19 protein-coding genes are annotated in these 21,755 nt (G+C 37.1%); 9 read left to right on the top strand and 10 right to left on the bottom strand.

The genetic code is table 11. The annotated features are described in order from the left end of the window. Positions 1-106 precede the first annotated feature (106 nt). Positions 107-2,242 carry a S9 family peptidase gene (locus IO90_RS16565; protein WP_034969867.1) on the top strand — a complete coding sequence of 712 codons (2,136 nt, stop codon included), beginning with the start codon at positions 107-109 and terminating at the stop codon, positions 2,240-2,242. Between the two features lie 222 nt (positions 2,243-2,464). Here IO90_RS16565 and IO90_RS18885 read toward each other — a convergent pair whose 3' ends face one another. Both IO90_RS18885 and IO90_RS16560 read right to left on the bottom strand, forming a co-directional pair. Beyond that, on the bottom strand, positions 2,465-2,590 hold the full coding sequence (locus IO90_RS18885) for a type II toxin-antitoxin system RelE/ParE family toxin (RefSeq protein ID WP_117596606.1): 126 nt from the start codon (positions 2,588-2,590) through the stop codon (positions 2,465-2,467). After that, positions 2,587-2,844, bottom strand: coding sequence for a DUF2281 domain-containing protein (locus tag IO90_RS16560; protein ID WP_034969863.1), 258 nt, complete (start codon positions 2,842-2,844; stop codon positions 2,587-2,589). The genes IO90_RS18885 and IO90_RS16560 overlap by 4 nt, the downstream gene beginning before the upstream one ends. 82 nt (positions 2,845-2,926) lie before the next feature. Here IO90_RS16560 and IO90_RS16555 point away from each other — a divergent pair, with 82 nt between their 5' ends. Beyond that, positions 2,927-4,597 (top strand): peptide MFS transporter, encoded by a 1,671-nt coding sequence (locus tag IO90_RS16555; protein WP_034969858.1) that lies wholly within the window; start codon positions 2,927-2,929, stop codon positions 4,595-4,597. 54 nt (positions 4,598-4,651) lie between these two features. Here IO90_RS16555 and IO90_RS16550 read toward each other — a convergent pair whose 3' ends face one another. Next, positions 4,652-5,146: a GNAT family N-acetyltransferase gene (locus tag IO90_RS16550; protein ID WP_034969855.1), complete on the bottom strand. Its 495-nt coding sequence runs from the start codon at positions 5,144-5,146 to the stop codon at positions 4,652-4,654. A gap of 108 nt (positions 5,147-5,254) precedes the next feature. Here IO90_RS16550 and IO90_RS16545 point away from each other — a divergent pair, with 108 nt between their 5' ends. From IO90_RS16545 to recG, 6 genes are all read left to right on the top strand, one after another. Next, entirely contained in the window at positions 5,255-6,970 is a 1,716-nt protein-coding gene (locus tag IO90_RS16545) for a peptide MFS transporter (protein WP_034969853.1), read from the top strand. A 63-nt stretch (positions 6,971-7,033) separates the two neighbouring features. Continuing rightward, positions 7,034-8,026 (top strand): YhcG family protein, encoded by a 993-nt coding sequence (locus IO90_RS16540; RefSeq protein WP_034969850.1) that lies wholly within the window; start codon positions 7,034-7,036, stop codon positions 8,024-8,026. A gap of 51 nt (positions 8,027-8,077) precedes the next feature. Further along, positions 8,078-9,589 carry a peptide MFS transporter gene (locus tag IO90_RS16535; RefSeq protein WP_034969847.1) on the top strand — a complete coding sequence of 504 codons (1,512 nt, stop codon included), beginning with the start codon at positions 8,078-8,080 and terminating at the stop codon, positions 9,587-9,589. A gap of 38 nt (positions 9,590-9,627) precedes the next feature. Further along, complete coding sequence (locus IO90_RS16530) at positions 9,628-10,164, top strand: thioredoxin family protein (protein WP_034969845.1); 537 nt, start codon at positions 9,628-9,630, stop codon at positions 10,162-10,164. Positions 10,165-10,170: 6 nt separating this feature from the next. Continuing rightward, the gene (locus IO90_RS16525; RefSeq protein ID WP_034969842.1) at positions 10,171-10,785 is read left to right on the top strand and encodes a DoxX family membrane protein; all 615 of its coding nucleotides are present in this window, start codon (positions 10,171-10,173) and stop codon (positions 10,783-10,785) included. Positions 10,786-10,896: 111 nt separating this feature from the next. Beyond that, on the top strand, positions 10,897-12,984 hold the full coding sequence (recG, locus tag IO90_RS16520) for an ATP-dependent DNA helicase RecG (RefSeq protein ID WP_034969839.1): 2,088 nt from the start codon (positions 10,897-10,899) through the stop codon (positions 12,982-12,984). 477 nt (positions 12,985-13,461) lie between these two features. On the opposite strand, the gene IO90_RS16515 is transcribed toward recG, so the two are convergent. From IO90_RS16515 to IO90_RS16495, 5 genes are all read right to left on the bottom strand, one after another. After that, entirely contained in the window at positions 13,462-13,959 is a 498-nt protein-coding gene (locus IO90_RS16515; RefSeq protein ID WP_034969836.1) for a GNAT family N-acetyltransferase, read from the bottom strand. A gap of 121 nt (positions 13,960-14,080) precedes the next feature. Next, the gene (gene recO, locus IO90_RS16510; RefSeq protein ID WP_034969834.1) at positions 14,081-14,758 is read right to left on the bottom strand and encodes a DNA repair protein RecO; all 678 of its coding nucleotides are present in this window, start codon (positions 14,756-14,758) and stop codon (positions 14,081-14,083) included. Between the two features lie 3 nt (positions 14,759-14,761). Next, positions 14,762-17,014 carry an isoleucyl-tRNA synthetase gene (locus tag IO90_RS16505; protein ID WP_034969832.1) on the bottom strand — a complete coding sequence of 751 codons (2,253 nt, stop codon included), beginning with the start codon at positions 17,012-17,014 and terminating at the stop codon, positions 14,762-14,764. Between the two features lies 1 nt (position 17,015). Then, positions 17,016-17,963, bottom strand: a complete 948-nt coding sequence (locus IO90_RS16500) for a bifunctional metallophosphatase/5'-nucleotidase (protein ID WP_034969829.1) — start codon at positions 17,961-17,963, stop codon at positions 17,016-17,018. Continuing rightward, positions 17,963-18,724, bottom strand: coding sequence for a 5'-nucleotidase C-terminal domain-containing protein (locus tag IO90_RS16495; protein WP_034969826.1), 762 nt, complete (start codon positions 18,722-18,724; stop codon positions 17,963-17,965). Before IO90_RS16495 ends, IO90_RS16500 begins: the two co-directional genes overlap by 1 nt. Before the next feature lie 191 nt (positions 18,725-18,915). Here IO90_RS16495 and dapA point away from each other — a divergent pair, with 191 nt between their 5' ends. After that, entirely contained in the window at positions 18,916-19,794 is an 879-nt protein-coding gene (dapA, locus tag IO90_RS16490; protein ID WP_034969823.1) for a 4-hydroxy-tetrahydrodipicolinate synthase, read from the top strand. A 36-nt stretch (positions 19,795-19,830) separates the two neighbouring features. On the opposite strand, the gene IO90_RS16485 is transcribed toward dapA, so the two are convergent. Continuing rightward, complete coding sequence (locus IO90_RS16485) at positions 19,831-20,226, bottom strand: hypothetical protein (protein WP_034969821.1); 396 nt, start codon at positions 20,224-20,226, stop codon at positions 19,831-19,833. Continuing rightward, positions 20,226-21,707, bottom strand: coding sequence for a malate dehydrogenase (quinone) (gene mqo / locus IO90_RS16480; protein ID WP_034969819.1), 1,482 nt, complete (start codon positions 21,705-21,707; stop codon positions 20,226-20,228). Before mqo ends, IO90_RS16485 begins: the two co-directional genes overlap by 1 nt. Positions 21,708-21,755: the final 48 nt, after the last annotated feature.

Raw genomic sequence — 21,755 nt, 5'->3', positions numbered from 1 at the left:
AAAAAGGATTTCCACTACTATCCCTCACGCATTAGCAATTCTCCGTTTCAAGATTACATTCAAAACGATATATCTTTATTATATTTACGTCATTAAAATCTTAAAAATGAAGAAAGTCCTTTTTGCTGTCGTTACGATGACAGCAGTTTTCTCACAAAACACTTATGCTCAAGAAATTACGCTCGATAAAATCTATTCCGGCTATTACCGCGGAAAAGGAATCGCTGGAATTGCATCCTTGAATGACGGCGAAAACTACGCTACCATCGAGAAAGACGGCATCGCAAAATACAATTACAAAACGTCTCAGAAATCCGGAAACATCGTGGATGGGAAATTCGAATCGTATATTTTCTCTGCCGACGAATCCAAAATCTTGTTGCAAAAAGAAAGTGAGTCGATTTACAGACATTCATTTTTGGGAAAATTTGATGTCAAAGATTTGAAATCAAATAAAGTGATGCCTCTTAACAACGGCAATTACATTCAGGAACCGAAATTCTCTCCAGACGGAAGCAAAGTCGCTTTCGTCGTTGACAATAATTTGTTTTATCAGGATTTAACTTCAGGAAAAATCACTCAAATTACAAATGATGGAAAGAAAAATTCTATCATCAACGGCCTTGGCGATTGGGTTTATGAGGAGGAATTCGGTCACGCAGATTATTATCAGTGGAACAAAGCCGGCGACGCAATTGTTTTCGTGAAATTTGATGAGTCAAAAGTTCCGGAAATCTACATTCCAATCTACGGAAAATCGCTTTATCCAACAGAAATGCGATACAAATATCCAAAAGCAGGAGAAACCAACTCAACGGTTTCCGCTCAATTATATCAGTTAAATTCAGGGAAAACAACATCTTTGAATATCACAGGTTTCGAGAATCATTATATTCCTCAAATCTGGCAAACCAATGATGCCAACGAAATCGTCATCGCAACCAGCAACAGACATCACAGCCAAGTTGATTTGATAAAAGTGGATACAAAATCCGGAAACTTAACCAAACTGTTCTCAGAAACCGACAACGCTTGGATAGAAACCGACAATCTGACTTTGGAATTTTTGGATGACAATTCTTTCCTTTGGGCTTCGGAACGTGATGGATACAGACAATTGTATTGGTACGATAAAGCCGGAAAACTGAAAAAACAAGTCGCAAAAGGCAACTGGGAAATCACGGATTATTACGGCTACAACCCAAAAACGAAAGAAGCTTACATCCAAACCACAGAAAAAGGAAGTTTGAACAAAGTCGTTTCCAAACTGAACATCAATTCTGGTAAAACGACTTTGATTTCTTATCCTGAAGGAAACAACTCGGCAAGTTTCAGCAAGACTTTTAATTATTTCATTAATACAAATTCTACGGCTGGAACACCTTATAGATATGTCTTGAAAGATGCGTCTGGTAAAGAAATCAAAGAACTTCAAAATAACAACGAATTGCTTTCTAAGCTTCAGAAAGACAGCTTTGTAACGAAGGAATTTATCACCATTCCAAATTCTGCAGGCGACCAACTGAACGCTTGGATTATCAAACCAAAAAACTTTGACCCGAACAAAAAATACCCATTATTTATGTTCCAATATTCTGGTCCTGGTTCTCAGCAAGTCTCAAATTCTTGGGATGGTGGAAACGGAATCTGGTTCGAAATGCTGGCTCAGAAAGGTTACGTCGTTGCTTGTGTGGACGGGCGTGGAACTGGTTTCAAAGGTTCGAAATTCAAAAAAGTGATTTACAAGCAATTGGGGAAATATGAAATCGAAGACCAAATTTCGTCCGCACAATGGTTTGGAAATCAATCCTATATAGACAAATCTAGAATCGGAATCTTTGGTTGGAGTTATGGAGGTTATATGAGTTCGTTGGCAATGACAAAAGGTGCAGACGTTTTCAAATTGGGAATCGCGGTTGCGCCAGTGACAAACTGGAGATATTACGACAGCGTTTACACAGAAAAATTCCTGCAAACGCCACAAGAAAATTCGGAAGGCTACGACCAAAACTCACCAACGACTTTTGCGCAATTATTAAAAGGAAAATTCCTATTAATCCACGGAACAGCGGATGACAACGTGCATTTCCAAAACTCAATGGAGTTTTCGGAAGCATTGATTCAAAACAAAAAACAGTTTGAATTTATGGCTTATCCGGACAAGAATCACGGCATCTACGGTGGACAAACCAGACCTCAGCTTTATGAGAAAATGACGAATTTTATTTTGGAGCATTTGTAAAAGGCTGGAAGTCGGAAGACCGAAGCTGGAAGATAAAAAAATCCGCAGAAGATGTTTCTTTTGCGGATTTTTATTTAATATTGATGAGAGCTTCTATTATCAATCAGAGAAATTAAAAATATTTTCCCATTAATTTCTTGATAAACTAAAGAGTTATATTTATCATCAAACATTTTCTAAAGTTCAGAATTTTTGACCTTGGACATATTTCCGAATTGTTCGTTATTCTAACTCGTCAAAACTATTTTCGAAATTTTCAATTTCATTGACTGACCAATTACCAAAAAGATAATCCAGAACCTTGAAATAATTTCTCAAAGCCTCATCCGACCAAACAATTTCCATCATTTTGATTTTTCCAAAAGGTAATTTTTGATTCTTTGTTTTGCTTCTTCATGAGAATAAGTTCTTCCATTTTCTATGTCGGAAATACCTTTTTCAATTGAACTTTTTTGAAACGTTGTCAAATTATCTGACCAATCTTTTGAATCTTTGCTTTCATATTTGAATTTCAAAAAATCCACAAAATCATTAACCTCATCGTACAAATCCTCAGGAAGTGTTTTGATATTATCCTCTAAATGTTTTATTGTGATTGCCATTTGGACTACTTTTTATCCAAGTTATTAAAATTTTTTTATTCACTTTAAAATTCTATTTTTACGACGCAAGAAAATAAACTATATGAAAACTAAACATCCTAAAGGCCTACCCTATCTATTTTTCACAGAAATGTGGGAACGTTTTGGTTATTATTTGATTTTGGGGATTTTTGTCCTCTATCTTATTGAACCACAAGGAATGACTGGAGGATTGGGTTTTCCTGATAAAGATGCAGACGATATTTTCGGAACTTTCATCGCGTTGACGTATCTTACACCATTTCTTGGTGGATTTTTGGCCGACCGTGTTTTTGGTTACATCAAATCGATTTATCTTGGTGGCGTTTTGATGGCTGCAGGGTACATTGGCGTTGGTGTTTTTAAAGAATTGCCTTTATTTTATGGCTCGCTTGCATTAATTATCATCGGAAATGGCTTCTTCAAACCGACGATTTCCACACTTCTGGGAAATCTCTATTCCGAAGAACCGTACAAGGCGAATAAAGATTCTGGCTACAATATTTTCTATATGGGAATCAATATTGGAGCATTTATCTGTAACATCATCGCCGCATTTATGCGCAACAAATTTGGTTGGGGCGAAGCTTTTATCACAGCCGGAGTTGGGATGTTGCTTGGATTGGTGATTTTCACAATTGGTTTGAAACATTACAGGCACGCTGCGATTATGAAACCAAGTCAGGAAGGTGACACCAAACTTTCCGAAATCCTGATGAAGGTATTTGTTCCGGCTATTGGTGCTGGTGTTATCGGTTGGTTTGTTCCAACTATGATTTTGGGAACTAATATTTTTGGAAGTACGAATACTGATGCATTTATTTTCGCTTGCGTTCCTGTGATTTACTTTTATGTATCGCTCTATTTCAAATCCAATCCAATTGAAAAACCTGCGATTGGCGCTTTGCTTTCGATATTTTTGATCAGTATGTTTTTCTGGGCGGTTTTCAAACAAAACGGAACGGCATTGACACGTTGGGCAAATTATTACACAGATAGAAGTGTTTCTGAAAAAGTGGAAAAACCGCTTGCATCGCTATATCTTGTAGAAGAAAAAAGTTTCGCTGATAAGCAAACGCCTGTTTTTGACGAGCAATTTCGCTCTCAGAAAGATGCGGACGGAAAAACCTTGAAGCAAACAGGAAAAGATATCTATTTTAGAAATGTGTCAGCAGAGAAAAAAGCAGAATTAGAAGCCACAGCGGGTAAACCGGTTTTCCTTTACAACACTGAACTCTTCCAATCTATCAATCCATTTTGGGTGATTGCACTCACGCCGGTTGTTGTAGGTTTTTGGGCACTGTTAAGAAGAAAAGGCAAAGAACCTTTGACGCCTACAAAAATTGTTTTGGGATTATTCATTTCCGGATTGTCTTGTTTGGTGATGGTTGGCGCAGTTTACGCTGGGAACAATGGCGCAGAAAAAGTCTCTGCACTTTGGCTGGCCGCATCTTATGGCGTAATTACAATTGGTGAACTTTGTCTCTCGCCAATGGGATTGTCTTTCGTTTCCAAATTATCGCCAGCAAGATTGACCGCCTTGATGATGGGTGGATTTTTCTTAGCCAATTCGGTTGGGAACAAATTGTCCGGAATCCTTGCCAGCACGTGGTACAATTATGAAAACAAAGCCAACTACTTCTTGGTCAATTTTGGTTTGCTGATTTTCGCGACTTTGCTAGGATTATCGATGTTGAAGAGACTTAATAAAATAATGAAAGAAAGCGGAAACTAATTTATAATTGATAGATGATGAATGATAACAGATTGTTAATTAATCGATTACCATTTACCCCTTATCATCTATTTTGTGAAAAGCTAACCTTGGCGTTCCATCAGCAACATAGATGATTCCGCATTTTTCGTAACCGAGTTTTTCCAAGACTTTTTGCATTGCAATGTTGGTTTCGTGCGTATCGATTCTGATGTTTGGGAATTGGGAAAAACACCATTCGAAGCAGAATCTCGCGACGCCTTTTGCTTTTCCGTTGGATGCTAATCTGTGGATGACGCCGTATTTTTCGTCATTAAGCCAAGCGCCGTTTTCGATTATTGCATAATTTGGGTCATCATCAATAATTAAATCGAAAGTCGCAACGATGTCATCATTTTCGATAATCAAAAAATTAAATCCATTCTTAATACTATCCAACATCAATTCTCTGGAAGGATAACCATTGGTCCACTGGATTAGGTTTCCACTTTCGCGCATCAGCTGTCTGGCTGTGTCGATACAACCCATTATTTGGTTAATATTTTCTGGATTTGATTTTCGGATTTCCATAATTTTAGGATTATCAAATTTAATTGTGTTAATCGTCCGCAATTTAAGTTTCCCGTTTATGAAAAAAAACTATATTTGTTACCTTTAAGAAAATTTAACAAATTATATATGGAGACAGCACAGACTAATTCAAAACATCCTAAAGGCTTATGGGTACTTTTCAGTACAGAGATGTGGGAGCGTTTTAATTTTTATGGGATGAGAGCGATTCTCAGTCTATTTATGGTTCACGCTTTGATGCTAGGAGAATCAGATGCTTCTATTATTTATGGAGGATTTTTAGCATTATGCTACCTTACTCCGCTCTTAGGTGGATTTATTTCTGACAGATTTTTGGGTAACAGATATTGTATTATGCTTGGCGGAAGTTTGATGGCCATCGGTCAACTACTTTTATTTTACAGTGCAACTACTTTTGACAGCAATCTGGATTTTTCAAAAAGTTTATTCTGGCTTGGACTTTTAGTCATAATTTTTGGAAACGGATTTTTCAAACCTAATATTTCTTCGATGGTTGGAAGTCTCTATCCACCGAGCGAAAAGACGAAACTGGATTCTGCTTTTACCATTTTCTATATGGGTATTAATATTGGAGCACTTTTGAGTCAATATATCGTTCCAATCGTTGCCGATGTTGTTGTAGATGGAAAACAAGACCCTTTTGTTTTCAAATGGGGCTATCTGCTGGCTGGCGGGGCAATGATTCTGGGAACATTAATTTTCTTTATCCTAAAGGATAAATATGTAGTAAATCCTGAAGGATTACCAATTGGTGGATTACCGAAAAACAATAGCAAAGAAGGTTTTGCAGATGGAGAATCTCAGACTGCAAAATTCGCTGGAAAGAACATTGGGATTGCAGTAGTCTTATTCATTCTACTTTTCTTTGTTTTCAGATATCTATTGGTTAGCGAATTTGGGTTCAGTTCAGTAGGAATGGGTCAATTGGTCAAAGGAATAATTTATCCATTTATCTATTCTGCAGGTGTTGCACTGGCATTCCTGATAATGAGTTCTGCTGAAAATAAAATTGAAAGACAAAGAATCTGGGTAATATACATCGTTTCTTTCTTTATTATCTTCTTTTGGGCAGCATTCGAACAAGCTGGTTCATCTTTAACATTCATTGCATCCAATCAAACCGACAGAACATTCTTGTTTGGATGGCAAATGCCAGCATCAATGGTTCAGATATTCAATGGATTATTTGTTGTAATCCTTGCTGTTCCATTCAGTATTCTTTGGGATAAACTGAGAGCAAAAGGAAAAGAACCGATTTCTCCTTTCAAACAAGCGATTGGTCTTGCTTTAATTGCATTGAGTTATTTCATCATTGCGTATAATGTAAAAGATTTAGGCAACAATGGTCTTTTGGCTATCAAATGGTTGGTGCTTCTATATTTTATTCAAACTTGTGGGGAACTTTGTTTATCTCCAATTGGATTATCATTGGTTGGTAAATTAGCGCCAAGAAGATTTGCATCTTTATTATATGGTGTCTTTTTCATCGCCAATGCAGCGGGCTATGCTTTAGCAGGAACTTTGGGAGCTATCATCCCAGCAACCGGCGACAAGTTTACCAAAGCAAAAGAAATAGGCGTTAATCTTCAGGATGTATTAGACAAAAAAACAACCCTAAACCCTGAACAGGCCAAAGCTTTTTCAACAGCTCAATTACCAACAGAATACACGTCATTTGCTGGAGTTACCATCCACAATTTGTTTGAGTTCTTTATGGTATTCGTAGTATTATGTGGAATTGCTGCTATTTTACTGGCTGTAATCTCTCCAGTACTTAAGAAAATGATGCACGGAATAAGATAAAATAAGAAAACATATCTTTTAAAAACCACCGAATATTCGGTGGTTTTTTGTTAAATTCGTACGATGGAAATCTCCGAAGATTCTTTGTTTTTTTCTGTAAAAGAAATTATAAACCAATCGCGCGAACGTGTTTTTCGACTTGCGAATTCTACGCTATTGCTATCATATTGGCAGATTGGACAACTTATCGTTGAAGATGAACAGCAAGGAAAGGACCGTGCTACTTATGGAAAATTTGTCTTGAAAAATCTTTCGGAAAAGCTGACTTTAGAGTTTGGGAAAGGTTTTGATTATACGAATCTTTCTAATATGAGAAAGTTTTATCAAGCCTTTCCAATTGTTGACACATTGTCTCAACAATTGAGTTGGTCACATTACAGATTGCTGTCAACTCAAGAAAATAAAGAAAAAAGGGAATACTATCTTGAAGAAGCTGTCCAAAATAATTGGAATGTTCGAGACCTAAAGAGACAAATCAATTCCCTTGCATACGAAAGAGTTCTTCAACATAAAAAATCTCCCGTTGAAAATATTCACAGCGTTTTAAAAGACCCGTATATTTTTGAATTTTTGGGTTTGAAAACTGATGAAAAAATATCAGAACAAGAAATCGAAACTGCAATCATCGACCACATTCAGAAATTCTTGTTGGAGTTTGGGAAAGGTTTTGCTTTCGTAGCAAGACAACTACATATTGCCACAGACACATCAGATTTCTACATCGATTTGGTTTTCTACAACTACATTCTAAAGTGCTTCGTCATTATTGATTTAAAAACTGGCGAGCTTTCTCATCAGGATATTGGTCAAATCGATATGTACGTCAGAATGTACGATGATTTGAAACGAAACGAAGGCGATAATCCTACAATCGGAATTTTACTTTGCTCAGAAAAGGACGAAACCATAGTAAAATATTCTGTCCTTAATGATAAAAACAATCTGTTCGCAAGCAAATATCTGCTCTATCTCCCGAAGGAGGAAGAGCTTAAACGAATCATAGACCAAGACAGAATTCGTTTTGAGCTCGAACAAGAAGACAAAAAATCAAAATAACAAATTCGTGACGCACTGAGTCACAAATTAATCTATTACCATTCATTATCTATGAACTTAACTCTCGAACAAATACAAGATTTCAAAGGAAAATATCCAAAACAAATCTGGTCTCTTTTTTTCTCCGAAATGTGGGAACGTTTCTGCTTCTACGGAATGCGTGGAATGTTAGTTTTCTTTATGATTTCACAACTCAAGTTCGATGATGAGCAAGCGAATTTACAATATGGCGCAACACAGGCTTTCGTTTATGCATTCACATTTGTGGGTGGACTTTTTGCGGATAAGATTTTGGGATTTAGGAAGTCTCTATTTTGGGGAGGATTGTTGATGATTGTCGGAAGTTTAATTTTGGCGACTAATCCACACGATTATTTCTTCCTCGGAATTTCATTTACTGTTGTAGGAACAGGTTTCTTCAAACCGAATATTTCCACAATGGTTGGAAAACTTTACAAATCTGGAGACTCCAGAACCGATGCAGGTTTTTCACTTTTCTATGCGGGAATCAATCTGGGCGCACTTTTAGGTGGTTATCTTTGTATTGCGATTGGAAAAGGTGAAATGTTATCTCACTTAATCCCAGAACACAAAAGATGGAATGTGGCTTTCGGTTTGGCAGCCATCGTGATGGTGATTAGTTTGGTTAATTTTATTTTCACTCAAAGACAATTGGGTCCCATCGGACTTCAACCTCAAAGATTAAATGCGGACGGCACTTTCTCAGCCTTAGCAAAATGGAATGAGTACAGCGTTTATATCTTATCCTTAGTTTTCGTTCCATTAATTATGATAATGGTCTCTGTTCCTGAATACACAGATTATTTTATGTGGACAGTCGGCCCTTTGACGCTGATTTATCTATTTTATGAAATGACAAAAGTAAGCTCTTCCGAAAGAAACAAACTTTGGGCAGCCTTGGTTTTCATCATTTTCTCAATCGTTTTTTGGGGAATTTATGAGCAATCTGGAGGTTCATTAAGTATTTTCGCGGCGAACAATCTGAACAAAGATTTACTGGGATTAGACCCGAATGGTGTGAACAATTCCGGAGGTGCATTCTTCATAATTTTTCTGGCGCCAATCGTTGGTTTGCTGTGGATTTGGTTGAGCAAAAGAAAATTGGAACCGAATACATTAATCAAATTTGGGTTAGGATTCATCTTTCTTGGATTGGGATATTACGTGCTTTTTGCAACCAAATTCTTTGCAACTTTACAAGGAATTACTTCACTAAATATTTTTACAATCGCACTGTTGGTCATCACTTTCGGGGAATTGTGCCTCTCTCCAATCGGATTATCGATTATGACAAAACTTTCCACCGAAAAACTGCAGGGAATGATGATGGGAATGTGGTTTTTGGCTTCTGCTTACGGGCAATATGTCGCAGGACAAATCGGAGCGGGAATGGCAAAAGTGAAAACCGGAGCCAACAATTACGACGCCCTCATCACTTACACCGATGGATACAAACAATTGGGTTTATACGCCTTAATTGCGGGCGTTGTGCTAATTTTGATATCTCCACTCGTGAAAAAACTAATGCAAGAAGTGAGATAATGATTTAACTAAAGTCCTTTTCAACAATCCAAACACAGATGAAAAAAATATTAATTTTAATGATTCTCTTCGTGATTCCAACTGCTGGAATGGCGCAAGTCCAATGGATGACGATTTCCCAAGCGTTGGAAGCTCAGAAAAAGGCACCGAAAAAAATCCTTATCGATTTCTACGCAGATTGGTGCGAGCCGTGCAAAGAGATGGACAAAAAAACCTACAATCATCCCGAGATTGCAAAAATCATCAATGAAAATTTCTATGCCGTGAAGTTTGAAAGTGATGGAAATTCCACCGTCACTTTTCTTGGACACAAGTTTACAAATCCTGAATACAAAAGCAAAAAAGGCAAATCCACACTTCATCAGTTTTCCAAATATATGAACATCAATATGATTCCGACAATGGTATTTTTGGATGAAAAAACTGACCCAATCACAAGCCTTTCTGGTTTTTTAAAAGCGAAAGAAGTTGAACCATATTTCTCAATGATTGCCTCTAACGAATATAAAACCATCAAGTCCAGAAGAGAATGGGAAGGTTATCAGAAAAAGTTTAAGTCGAAGATTAAGGATTAATAATCAATGACAGCAAAAAAGCAAAAACTATTCGATTATTTTATCCTTTGTGCAAGAATTCTACTCGCGTGGACATTGTTGAGCTATGGATGGAGCAAGTTAGACGATGGACAATTTGGAATTTCTCTTGAAGAAATGGCAACTCCCGTAAAAGACTTAGGTCTTTTTAAGCTTAGTTGGTATTTGTTTGACCACGAACCTTTCAAATCTTTCATCGGCATTTCTCAAATCATTGCTGGCTTGCTTTTGCTCTACAATCGAACTCTTATATTAGGTGTTTTAATTTCAATTCCAATATTTCTAAACATTCTGATAGTCGATATCACTTATGTGAAAATGTCCGGTTTTTACTGGCGACTTTCCTATTATTTAATTTTAGATGTCTTAATTTTGTGGCATTACAGAGACAGAATGACAATGGCGTTTAAGGCTATTTTTAATGGCTTGACAACTAAATTTAAGTTTCCAATCTGGGCTTATTTAATATTACCAATTATGGCAATTGGTGTTGAAATGTTAGCTTTCATTCCAAAATTGTTATTAGAATTGATTTTGAATCCAGCAGAAACCCTAGAAAGTCTAAGTAAAACCTTAGATTTATTTCTGTCACTGTGGAATTAAAAAATAAATCTAGCTCAAATTCTTCCAGAATGACAAATATTGCGTTTTTCTTTTGTGACTTTTGTGGTTAGATTTTAATTCCCGAAATTCGTCGGAACAAATTTTCCTTTCTTGACATTAGAAACTTCCATAGAATTTCTCAAAGGCATCGGCACCGAACGCGCAAAACTCATCAAAAACGTGTTGGGGATTTCGACTGTGGAAGATTTGCTCACCTTTTACCCAATCCGATACATCGATAAAAGTAAAATCCACAAAATTGGAAATATCGCCAAAGATACAGAGGCAGACATTCAACTGAAAGGAAAAATCACGGACATCCAGGAAGTGGTTTATGAGAAGGGAAAGAGACTGTCTGCGAAATTCCGCGATGAGACCGGAACGATGGATTTGGTTTGGTTTCGATATACGAATTGGATGAAAGATGCGATTCCATTGAATCAAGAGATTTTCATTTTTGGGAAGGTCAATTTCTTTAATGGAAATTTTTCAATGCCACATCCAGAAATCGAGGTTGATGAGAAAAAAGCTTTGCAAGGAACGCTTCTCCCGGTTTATCCAGGAAGCGAAAAACTGACTAAACGAGGCATTACGAATAAATTATTTCAAACCGTCATTTTCAATCTTCTGAAAGATTTACCCAATTTGATTCAGGAAAATCTGCCGGATTATTTGATGAAATCGATGAAGTTGATTGGACGATTGAATTCCTATTATTTCATTCATTTTCCGAAAGATTTAAAACAATTTGATGAAGCCAACAGGCGATTGAAGTTCGAGGAAGCTTTCTTTTTCCAACTTGGTTACGGCTTGAAAAAACTTCATCAAAAAACAAAATCTTTCGGAAATCCGTTTCCAATTGTCGGCGAATATTTCACCAGTTTTTATGAAAATAATCTTCCGTTCGAACTCACGAATGCTCAAAAACGGGTTCTGAAAGAAATCAGAATCGATATGAAACGGTCGACCCAAATGAACCGATTGCTTCAAGGCGACGTTGGTTCCGGGAAAACTATGGTGGCATTATTAACAATGCTGATTGCGATGGACAACGGTTTTCAATCTTGTCTGATGGTGCCGACGGAAATCTTGGCGCAACAACATTTTAATTCCATCAAAGAATTACTTCAAAATACGAATATCAACGTCCGACTTTTGACGGGTTCTTCCAAAACGGCGGAACGAAAAATCATCCACGAAGAATTGGAAAACGGGCAACTTTCTATCCTGATTGGAACGCACGCACTTTTGGAAGACATAGTGAAATTCCAGAATCTCGGTTTGGCAATCATCGATGAACAACACAGATTTGGAGTCGCTCAACGGGCGAAACTTTGGGCGAAGAACAATATTCCGCCCCATATTTTGGTAATGACCGCAACGCCGATTCCACGGACTTTGGCGATGAGTTTTTATTCCGATTTGGATGTTTCTGTGATTGATGAAATGCCAGTTGGAAGAAAACCAATTATCACAGCTCATCGTCGAGAAAAAGATAGACTTTCGGTTTATAATTTCTGCCGAGAAGAGATTGAGAAAGGAAGACAAATCTATTTTGTTTATCCACTTATCGAAGAATCTGAAACGTTGGATTACAAAAACTTGATGGAAGGTTTGGAAAGCGTAATGAACTTCTTTAAAAGCTACAATGTGACGATGGTTCACGGCCGAATGAAACCTGCGGAAAAAGATGCGAATATGCAATATTTCGCTTCCGGACAAGCGCAAATTATGGTGGCGACAACCGTGATAGAAGTTGGCGTAAACGTTCCGAACGCATCTGTGATGGTCATAGAAAGTTCGGAAAGATTCGGATTGTCACAGCTTCATCAGTTGCGCGGACGGGTTGGTAGAGGTGCAGAACAGAGTTATTGCATCCTGATGACCGGCGACAAACTAAGCAAGGAAAGCCGAACCAGAATCAAAACGATGGTGGCGACGACGGACGGTTTCAAAATCTCGGAGGTTGATATGGAATTGCGTGGACCAGGCGATATTCTCGGGACTCAGCAAAGTGGTGTTGTGGATTTCAAAAAGTTGAGTTTGATAGAAGATTCTGCCATCATCAAAGCTTCGAAACTGGCGGTCGAAAAGATATTGGAGCAAGATGCACTTCTCACGCGTCCCGATAATCAGATGATGAAGCAATATTACATCAAGCAGTATAAAGGGAAGAATAAGTGGTCGCAGATTAGTTAGAGTTGGAGGGTTTTAGAGTTGGAGAGTGCGAGCGTTTGAGGATTGGAGTGTATGCCAATAAAAAAAGTCTGCTACGAATAACAGACTTCTTAAATTTAAAAAAATAGTATATGAAGAAAAATTACTCTCAGGCGTTTGCTTGATTTCGTTCTGCGACAAATCTAAAATTATACTTGACATCAAACTTTAATGAATCGTTATCCCTTTGTTAATAATACTTAAGAATCAGTTCAGGTAAGTTTCAACGAGAATTAATACCGCGATAATATTACTTTGATTATCTGATTTCGGAAATTGTTTTTATTTAATTAATGAACTTAAAATCAGGATTTAAACAAAATCAAAATATTCTTAAGTTGACAAATGGAAATTTGAAGTTTCAAACTTGTTCATCATCCATTCATTTTTCAACATTAAATCTAGGCGAAAATCAATCACAAAAAAAAGCATCTGCGAAGGTTGCAAATGCTTTGAATGTTATTTAGCGACAATGAATTCCATTAGATAATCATCCATTATGTAACCATTCCCGATGTCAAAAATCGCTTCGTCATACACTTTGAAACCTTGTGATTCGTAGAAACTTTTGGCGTTGTTGTTTTTATTGACGGTTAATGTCAATCTTTTGTCACCAGATTTTCGAGTTTCAGTTTTAACGAATTCCAAAGCTTTTTTCCCAAGACCTTTTCCCTGCGCTTCTTTCAGGAAATAAATGCGGTGAAGCTTTGTGGTATCTGGCTCTTTATGAAATTCGAAGCCGATAAATCCTAAGAAAACCTCATCTTCTTCAATCAAATAATATTGATAATTTGGATTTTCGAAATGTGTTTGCAAGGTCGATTCAGAATACATTAAACCTAACATATAATCGATTTGCTCTTGCTCCAAAATGTTGGCATAAGCTGAATTCCAGGATTTTTTTGCGAGATTCTGAATTGTAGGAATATCTGTTTCTGTTGCTTTGGAAATTGCCATTTTAAAGTTTTAATATTAATGAAACCAACATATCGGTGCTTCGCACCTTGAATTACTGTATTTTACTTTTTCTACCAGGATGTCGCAACTTCGTTGCTTTATGTCATTAATTTACAAAGATTTAGAAAATCTCTTTGATGATTTCCAAAGACCTTGGTTCGCGGAAATCTGTAAAATGATAATGGAAATAGACCAATATCGAATCCAGGAAATTTTGTTTTTCGGTTCGGCTGAGCTTGATGCTGTATGGGTCTTGCGACGTGATAAGGTCTTTCCAAATGTCGGAAATCGTCTTGTCGAAAAAGTGATGCATCTCTATATCCTCGAAGTTTCCGGTTTCGGGATTGAGGTAAGTTTTATCTGAAAATAAAGGCTGTAAACCTTGCTGTTTCAAAAGTCTGAAAATAAAAATCAAATGCGACTGAAAATTATCAATCTGCAATTGGCTCAGGAAAATCGAAATCTCGGAATAGATTCCAACGTTCTGATTTTCATTCCTCAAAACCTGATTCAACAAATCAGAAACAAAAAACAAGATTGAATTCTTTCTAATATCTGAACTGAAAAAATCCACATTTTTCTGCTCTATCTTCTGAACGTTTTGAATGCTTTTCTTCTTGTCGGACGTGTACAGCAATAATTCGTTCAATGGGAAAAGAAAAGCTTTCTTTTTGTTCTTCGGCGCGTAGATGCCTTTGGCAAAGAAACTTTCGAATCCATTTTCCCTACAAAAACAATGGAGAACAGCATCGTGATCTCCATATTTTGTATAAGACAGTAAAAAAACTTCTTGTGTCATCTATTAATTCACGACCGCAATTTTAGCCGTTGCTGTATCGGTTCCGTCCTCGTTGGTCATCAAGACATAATAGATTCCGGAAGCTACTCTCACGCCTCTTTGGTTGGCAAGATTCCATTCGAAATAACCGCCATTTGCCACTGCAGAATGTACGAGATTCCCCGCAGCATCTGTGATTCTGATATTGGTTTTAGAGGCCAAGCCACGGATTCTCACATTGCCTTTGTATTGGGCATAGACTACAGGATTTGGATAGACAAGAACATTTCCAAAATTAGAAGTAACATCCGTTACATCACCTTGATAAACCATAATCCCGTCAAATGTCGCAAAATAAACTTTTCCAGATTTACTATCTATCTTAATATCCGTTACACTGTCGTTTGGTAAAGGTGAATTTGCTTTTGTAAAATGATAGATTGTTCTGTCTCCATTTGAACTAAGGTAAAAAACACCACCGCCATCTACAGAAATCCATTTCTGATTACCAGTATCATTTGCTATTTGTAAAATTTTCGCATCTCTGAACAATTCTTCAGCCAAACCATTTTCTTCAATTATAATTTCATTAGTCTGTGGATTATCTTCAAGGATTGCAGATTTGGGGTTGGAAAGGGTTCTTAAGCCAAGATTATTCCCTATCCAAACGTCATCATTATTATCAACAATTACAGATGATGTACCATTAATGGGTAAATTGTTCGTTGTTTTTAATACTTTGAATTTATCATCCGATGTCTGGCTAGGCGTATTATTGTAATCGTACATCAGAACTCCCCCATCTCCTGTAAAAGGTGCTGCAAAATATAATATTCCATTTTTCACCACGGGTTTTTGAGCTCCACCAATAGTAAATGTTGTAAAAGGTGTTGATCCGAAGTTGTCATTACTTTTATTAAATAAATAGAAGCTGGAGATCGTACAAAATCCACTTAAACTAGGAATTGTACACTGAACGCTGCAGAAAAGATTGTTGTTCTCATCAAAAGCAAGCCCCATTGGTTGATAATAGTATGCGTTGCCATCATTGAAAGAATATCTTTTTACAAACTCGTTATTCCTCATTTTAAACACTCCTTTATCTGTAAGCGAAAATTCATTTGTAATGATATTTGTAAAATATACCTCTGTAGGATTAGCGGGGTCTGGGACAACATCTAAAATATTGAAGAGAATTGGTGTGTTCAAAAAGTATTGTGGATAGTTCCATTTTGAGCCATCATAGTGATAGAATCCAATTTTCTTATCAGCTGGATCTCCATCTCTACTGCCTGACGCAACCCAAATTTGATTGTTAAGTAGAGATAATTTATAAGATCTGTTATTATATGGTCCATCGGGCTTCAAAGAATTCTTTTGTTCATTGTAAATTCCAGAAGTTTGGGTACCAACAAAAATCGCATTATTATAAAGCAACGTCGTATTTATATTTTCTCCAACATTGAAATTTTTCTGTAGCAAACCACGAGTATTGTAAACATACACTTGAGTTTGATCTGTTACAATAATCTGACTATCTGTAACTTTGAGATCCTGAATATTTGAAAACACGCCTGGTAAATCGGAAAAATTGGCTCCATTCCCATATTTCACTTGTGTACCGTTTGCAAAAGCGACTACACTATTTGCATCTATTTTCTTAAAAGCACCAGCTACAATCGTTGCCCACGTAGTAAAAACTGGAAAAGTCGCATTGATCTCATGTGACTTGATACCAGAATTGGTAGCAACATATATCGTATTATCCTTCAGAACTGCAGAATTAGCAGCCGTATAAACTCCGCCAGTTGCGAAAAAAGCCGTATCACCAAACTCTCTACGAGCAATATTAAAAATAGAAACCCCATATCCGACCGAGATAATCGCCCTATCTCCATTAATAGAAATATGATTGATTTTCTTACTACCGTTGTATCCAGTAGCCAAAGGAATATCCACTATCAAAAAAATACCATTTGGTGTTATAACATCCATAGACCCATTTTGATAGCCTACAATTCCCGTTTTTGTTGCAGGATTGTAATCGAATGCAGAAATCTTAACTTCGTGTAAGCCGTTTGCCTTAGATAGTTTTGTAATTTCTCCGCTGGAAGGATTGTAATAGAAAATACCGTTTTCTGTTGCAGCTATCAATCTGCCATTATCTTCACGGATCGCAAGGACATTGTTGTAAGAGAACAAATCGCTCCATTTGCTCGTCTGAGCTTGGGAAACCAACGCTGTAAAAATTGTTATAATTAATAAAATTTTCTTCATTCTAAACTATTATGTTTTCATCTATTAACTGATTATTCCAAGAAATATTTTTCACACTTTTATTTTTATCAAAATAAAAATCCAATCTGCCCAATAAAATCCCCGCCCAACCTACTTGATTAACAATCACATTCTTGCCGTCCTTGTTTTTAAAACTCAACGGTTCTTTCAAAAATGTGTGGGTGTGACCTCCTAAAATCAAATCGATTCCAGAAGTTTTTGTGGCCAAATGTTTATCCGATATTTTGTTCGGCTCGTCTCTGTAATCGAAACCTATGTGAGAAAGACAAATTACCAAATCACATTTTTTTTCTTTTCTAAGGAAATCTGCGTATTGTTGCGCAATTTCTATCGGATCGTGATAAATGGTTTCGCCGTAGTTTTTCTTTCCTACCAAACCATTCAGCTCTATTCCAACGCCAAAAATCCCTACTTTGATTCCGTCCTTTTTGAAAATCTTGTAGGGTTCCGTTTTCCCGTCTAAAATAGTATTTTTAAAATCATAATTGGAACAGAGAAAGGGAAATTTCGCATTTGGTAAAACTTTTGAAAAGCCTTCCAATCCATTGTCGAAATCGTGGTTTCCCATGGTTGATGCATCGTAACGCATCATGCTCATTAATTTGAATTCCAATTCGCCTCCAAAAAAATTAAAATAAGGCGTTCCCTGAAAAATATCGCCTGAGTCCAAAAGCAAAACATTCTTCTCTTCGTTTCGTATTTTTTGGATTAATGACGCTCTTCTCGCAAATCCGCCTTGGTTCGGGTTTTTGGTGTAAGAAGCATCAAAAGGTTCTATCCTGCTGTGTTGATCGTTGGTGTGGAGAATTGTCAATTTGTTTGTAGATTCTTTGATCAAATCCAATTGTTCCGCCAACAAAAGATTGGGAGCAAGCGTAAGGGCAAGACTTCCGCCACCGACATATTTTAGAAATTCTTTTCTTTTCATCACTCTTCCAATTTTTTGTCTTTGAAGATCAGTCGCACGTCATCCGGTGCAGAAATCTCAGGATTTTGTTTGAATTTCTCCAAGAAAAGATCTCTCATTTTGATTCCGGTGGAGATTGTCTCTCCCTTTCCGAAGAAAAACATATTATCACCACCCAAAGCCAAATAGTCTGACGTAGCAATATAATAAACTTTATCGTAATCTATTGTTTTTCCGTTGATTAACTTTTTAGAAAGACTTCCATTTTCAGTTTCGATCAAGAGATGAGAAACTGGATTATTTTTTTTGGTATTAAGATAATAATCAAACAAACCTTCTACATCCTTTCCATTCATTTTGATAATGACAATCTCATTTTCGAATGGCATCACCTCATAGATCTGTTTTGTGAAGATATCACCTTTTGGGATAATTGTTCTGATTCCGCCAATATTGATGACCGCCGCATCTATTCCTGGAAGATTATTTTTCTTAGCCCAATCATCGGCACCTTGGAATGTGTAATCTGCGAGCAAATTTCCAAGATTGCTGTTGTCTCCGGACTTGTTGAGTTCCACATTGCTGTGAGAGATTTTGGCATTCATTTTACCTTCCAATTCTTGCTTGTAGGGCATGATCAAAGCCTCCATTGCCTTGTCAGCTTGTAACTCATCGGTAATGTAAATGTTCTTTTCGGTATGGATGTTTGCGATGCTGAGAGGCGCTTTGCAACCCATCAATAGCAATCCAATGATTCCGAATCCAAAAAGCTTACTTTTCATTCATAAAAATATGAGTACAAATCTAAGGATTTTTAGCTTTTTAAAACTAACTAATTCACAATTAGACCTATCAAATATGGTGTGATTTCAATTTTATTCAAAATAATTTCGTCGTTAAAACAAAGACCAACATATCCATTGCCTATTTATCAAAATGAATTAAATTTGGGAAAATTAAATTTCATATAAAAATGGGTCAATTAAAAGGCGTGGGTGTAGCTTTGGTAACACCTTTCAATGAGGATCTTTCTGTAGATTTTGAATCACTTACCAAATTAATCGATTACAATATAGACAACGGAACCAATTTCTTGGTTGTCTTGGGAACAACGGCTGAGGCTGCAACGCTTTCCAAGGACGAAAAGGAAAAAGTAATTGCACATATCACGAAAATCAACAACAATAGATTACCATTGGTTTTAGGAATCGGTGGCAACAATACTGTTGAAGTGAAACAACAAATCCTGGACGCTGATCTTTCGGATTTTGATGCCGTGCTGTCCGTTTCTCCATATTACAACAAACCGAATCAAGAAGGACTTTATCAGCATTATAAGGCTTTGGCAGAAACTGGCGCAAAGATTATTATCTACAATGTGCCGGGAAGAACTGGTCAAAACGTGGAAGCTTCTACAACTTTACGATTGGCAAATGAGTTTCCAAATCTTTTTATGGTAAAAGAAGCCACTCCGAATATTCTTCAATATTTTGATATTCTGAGACAAAAACCAGAAAACTTCTCGCTAATGTCCGGCGATGACGAATTCACTTTGCCAGTAACTTTGGCTGGTGGCGACGGCGTAATCTCTGTGATAGGACAAGCTTATCCGAAAGAATTCTCGACAATGGTGAAGTTTGCCCAAAAGAGAGAAGTTGACGAGGCTTACAAGATTCACAATTCTTTGGTAGAAATCACGAGGTTGATTTTTGCAGAGGGAAATCCTTGTGGTGTAAAAACGATTTTGGCAGAAAAAGGCATTATCAAAAATTATCTGAGATTGCCTTTGGTTCCAGCTTCCGAAGGTTTGCAAGAAAAAATCAAAGAAGAGATGCAAAAGCTCAATTCATAAAACAAAAATGGTTCAGAAATTTCTGAACCGTTTTTTTTATATATCTAATTTGATCTTATAGACATCCGAGGAATTCCTCACAATGCCTTCCTCGAAAAAACCGCCATTCTGCGGAATCAATTCTATAAAATCAAAAACTTTGCAACCTTTTGGCAAACCTGCAAAAACCAAAGTGAACCAATATTCTTTCGCAACGGGAACATCTGTCCAAGTGGGGAAAAGACTGATATTTTCAAAATGGATGAGTTTTGAAATATGGTCAGAATTCCTATCAATCAAATAAGTGGAAGACCAAATCCTGATCTTCTCCTCCATTATGAAATCCGATTGGTAACAACAATGCAAGATGACCTGCTTCTCTTCTTCAATTTTTGTTTGAAGTTCCGCAAGAAGTTCCTCTGCAATCTTTGGTTTTGTGATTGTTTCGCTCATTAATAATTCAGTTCCAATTTCTCTTTAGAATAATCGCGGATTTCTTTGATCAATTCCGGATTCTCTGCCAATTTTTGACCGTAGCTCGGAATCATTTCCAGTAGTTTTTCTCTCCAATCTGTTTTTAGTTTTTCATCAAAGCATTTTTCCAAAACCATTATCATTGCAAAGGCTGACGTACTTGCTCCAGGCGATGCGCCCAAAAGTGATGCGATGTTTTTATCCTTGTTTACGACAACCTCTGTCCCAAATTCCAATCGTCCACCTTCGAAGCGGTCTCTTTTGATGATCTGAACTCTTTGGCCTGCATTTTCCAATTGCCAATCTTTCTCCTGGGCATCTTGCACAAAGTCACGAAGATGTTGCATTCTTTGCGATTTGTTCATCGTCACTTGTTGGATGAGATATCTCGTCAAAGGCATATTGTGCCACCAAACGCCAAACAGCGAACGTATATTTTTGAAATTCACACTTTCTGGTAGATCCAAATAACTTCCTTCTCTCAGAAACTTTGTTGAGAATCCTGCGAATGGTCCAAAAAGAAGTGCCTTTTCACCATCGATGATTCTGAGGTCAAGATGTGGAACCGACATTGGAGGTGCGCCAACCGTCGCTTGCGTGTAAACTTTAGCCTGATGTTTTTCCACCAATTCCGGATTTCTGCTGACCAGCCATTGTCCGCTGATCGGGAATCCACCATAACCTTTGCTTTCCTCGATGCCAGAACTATCCAAAAGTGGTAAGGCGTATCCACCAGCACCGATAAATACGAAATCCGCATTCACAGTTTGTTTATGATGGTTTTTTCTGTCATTCACTTTTAAGTTCCAGCTTCCCTTTCCGTCGGCGTCTATTTCTTTGACTTCGTGGTAGGTGAAGACTTCTACGCTTTCGGTTTTATCGAGATGTTCGATTAATTTTACGGTGAGCTTTCCAAAATCCACATCGGTTCCTAAGTCCATTTTGGTGGCACCAAGTTTGTCAGTCACCATTCTTTTCTGCATCATCAGTGGAATCCATTCTTCCAATTGTTGATGATCGTCAGAAAATTCCATTTCTTGGAACAATGGTGAGTTTTGAAGTGCTTCGTGTCTTCTTTTAAGATAATCAACATCTTTTTCACCGAAAACAAAACTCATATGCGGACAAGAATTGATAAACTCTTTTGGATTATCAATGATACCTTTGTTGACGAGATACGACCAGAATTGCTTAGAAACTTCAAATTGCTCCGCGATGTATTCTGCTTTCTTAATGTCGATTTTTCCGTCTTTTTCCGGTGTGTAGTTTAATTCGCAGAAAGCAGAATGTCCTGTTCCAGCGTTGTTCCACGCAGATGAACTTTCTTTGGCCACTTCACCAAGTCTTTCGAAGATGGCGATTTCCAGATTCGGGTCGAACTCGTGAAGCATTGTCGCCAGTGTTGCGCTCATAATTCCACCGCCAATCAGTGCTATATCGTATTTAGGTTTTGGATTCATTTAAAATAGATTTGTAAGAATGATTTAGAAATTCTATTAATATTTGAT

This window comes from Chryseobacterium sp. FH1 (assembly GCF_000735135.1).
Lineage (GTDB): Bacteria > Bacteroidota > Bacteroidia > Flavobacteriales > Weeksellaceae > Epilithonimonas.
This window is presented reverse-complemented; position numbering and strand designations above follow the sequence as displayed.